The following is a 2,993-nucleotide window of genomic DNA, read 5'->3' on the forward strand; positions in this document are numbered from 1 at the left end:
CCATCGGACTCAATCCGACCTGCCGCCCCGCACCCCATCGGACCAGCCCGGACCCAGCCCGGACACGCGGCGCCCGCGCCAACCGGACTCCACTCGGTCAAGGAACAGACCTGGTCGCGAAACGCACCCGATCAGGACCAGAGCCGGTCAGGGCACACGCCCGGCCACGGGAACCCATCCACGGGGGGATCCGGGCACGGACCGCATGAGAGGTCCCCTCTCGGAGCACGGTCATCCTTCAGGGCGCGGTCGCCCTTACAGCACCTGGTCCGAACCCACACTCACCCATGCCGGAACCGCGGTCGCCACCCGCGCCCGAGCCCTCGCAAACCGACCGCTCCCATACGGGCCAACCACTCCGGTGCAAACCGGCCCCGCCCCTGCGACGGCTGAGCCCGTACGAACCCTTGGACTCGCGTCATCGCCGGACAGGGTCAGGACCCGGGTGTGGTCACGGCCTCGGCGGCCGCCTGCGGACCTTCGTTCAGGAGGATTTCGAAGCCCGCACCGTCGAGGATCGGCACGCCAAGGCTGACCGCCTTGTCATATTTCGACCCCGCATTGTCGCCCGCGATCACGAACGACGTCTTCTTCGACACCGACGAGGCGACCTTCCCGCCCCTTCCGGTCAGCTCGGCGGCGGCGGAGTCGCGGGTGTAGCCCTCCAGCGTGCCCGTGACCACGAACGTCATCCCCTCCAGGGTCTGCGGGCCTTTCTCGGGGGCAGGATCGTCCTCCATGCGGACCCCGGCGGCACGCCACCTGTCGACGATCGCGCGGTGCCAGTCGACCGCGAACCAATCCCGGATCGTGGCCGCCACCCTGGGCCCGATGCCCTCGACCGCGGCCAGCTCTTCCTCCGAGGCGTTCATGATCGCGTCGATCGACCTCATGGCGTCGGCCAGGGCACGGGCCGTGGGCGGGCCGATGTGCCTGATCGACAGGGCGACCAGCACCTGCGCGAGCGGCACCTGCTTGGCTCGCTCGAGCTCCTCGATGAGTTGCAGCGCGTTCTGGCTGGGCTCGCCGTTGATGTTGGAGAAGAAGGAGACGACCTTCTGCTCCCCCGTCTTGGGGTCGATCTTGGGCAGGCCGGTGTCGGGATCGCGGACCACCGACTTGATCGGGATCAGCTGGTCGAGCGTCAGGTCGAACAGGTCTGCCTCAGTGCGCACCACCGGCTGCTGCGGCGGCAGCGGCTGGCTGAGCGCCGTCGCCGCGACGTAGCCGAGGCCGTCGATGTCGAGCGCGCGCCGCCCGGCCGCGAAATAGATGCGCTCGCGGATCTGGGCGGGGCAGGCACGCGCGTTGGGGCAACGAAGGTCAGCGTCGCCCTCCTTCTCGTAAGCCAGCGTGGTGCCGCACTCCGGGCACTGCGTCGGCATGACGAACTCCCGCTCGGACCCGTCGCGCAGCGCCGCCACCGGCCCGACGATCTCGGGGATGACGTCGCCCGCCTTGCGCAGAACCACGGTGTCGCCGATGAACACGCCCTTCTTGGCCACGACGGCGGCGTTGTGGAGCGTGGCCCGCTCGACGGTCGAGCCCGACACCACGACCGGCTCCATCACGGCATAAGGGGTGACGCGCCCGGTGCGCCCGACGCCCACCTGGATGTCGAGCAGCTTGGTGTTGACCTCTTCCGGCGGATATTTGAAGGCGATCGCCCAGCGCGGAGCGCGCGAGGTGGAGCCCAGCTCACGCTGCGTGCGGAAGTCGTCGACCTTGACGACCACCCCGTCGATCTCGTAGGGCGGGTCGTGGCGGTGCACCTGGTAGTGCTCGATGAACTCGTTGATCTCGGTGAGACCTGGCAACACCTGGTAAAGGTCGCTGACCGGCAGCCCGAACTCGCGCAGCCGGTCGTAGACCTCCGACTGCGCCCGCGGTTCCGTCGCGCCTTCCCAGACGCCGATGCCGTGCACCAGCATGCGCAGCGGGCGCTGCGCCGTGATGCGCGGGTCCTTCTGCCGCAGCGTGCCCGCCGCGGAGTTGCGCGGGTTGGCGAAGGGCGGCTTGCCCTGCTCGACGAGCTGCTCGTTGAGCTTTTTGAAGTCTTCGACCGGGATGTAGACCTCGCCGCGCACCTCGACCAGGCTCGGCACGTCGTCGCCCTTGAGCCGGTGGGGCACGCCCTTGATGGTGCGCACGTTGGCCGTCACGTCGTCACCCGTGCGCCCGTCGCCCCTGGTGGCGGCGCGCTCCAGCTTGCCGTCGCGGTAGACCAGGGCGATCGCGAGCCCGTCGATCTTGAGCTCGCACAGGTAGGGGCCGGGGTCTCCCTCGGCCAGCCGCTCGGCGCGCACCTGCCAGGCCGCCATGTCGGCGTCGTTGAAGGCGTTGTCGAGGCTCTCCATCCTGGCCAGATGGCGGACCTTGGCGAAGTCGCCGCTGACCGGCGCGCCCACCTGCTGGGTGGGCGAGCCGGGCGTCTGGAGCGACGGGTGCGCCTCCTCCAGCGCCAGCAGCTCCCTGAACCACTCGTCGAACTGGGCGTCGCTGGCTGTGGGCTGGTCGAGCACGTAGTAGCGCCAGCGGGCCTCCTCGACCAGCTCGCTCAGCTCGGCATGCCGCTTGAGCGCGGGCACCGGCACCCCGGCGACCTCAGTGGATGGCTCGCCCACGGCCTCTCCTTCCGTCCAGCATTCTGAGCAAACGCTACCGCTCAGCACTGACAAAACACGCCGCCGACGTACGGACTCCCAGCCGCCATGAGACCGGACGCTCTCGCAGGTGGAGCAGCTTCCTGTGGCCTTCACGAAAGTGCCGCGGCGCACCTCGCCATCCATCCCGGAACGGCACCGCGAGCGGCTTGGCGCCCGAACACGTGTGGGCCCTCGTGTGCCCCTTACGACCGTTCTCCTCGGGCCACCGGAACGTCAGCCACGAGCACCCTTGCGCCCGGGAAGTCGCCCGCTTCGCCGAGTGGATCGGGCCCCGGCCCAGGTCTCCGGGTTGGCGGAGGCCAGGGCGGGGGCAGCGCGGGACAGGGC

Annotated in this window: 1 protein-coding gene; it reads right to left on the bottom strand. The window is 69.9% G+C overall.

Annotated features, from left to right (window positions below):
- Nucleotides 1-434 precede the first annotated feature (434 nt).
- Nucleotides 435-2,624: an NAD-dependent DNA ligase LigA gene (ligA, locus tag E1294_RS51510; protein ID WP_132520549.1), complete on the bottom strand. Its 2,190-nt coding sequence runs from the start codon at nt 2,622-2,624 to the stop codon at nt 435-437.
- Nucleotides 2,625-2,993: the final 369 nt, after the last annotated feature.

The sequence above is a fragment of the Nonomuraea diastatica genome (assembly GCF_004349015.1).
GTDB lineage: Bacteria > Actinomycetota > Actinomycetes > Streptosporangiales > Streptosporangiaceae > Nonomuraea > Nonomuraea diastatica.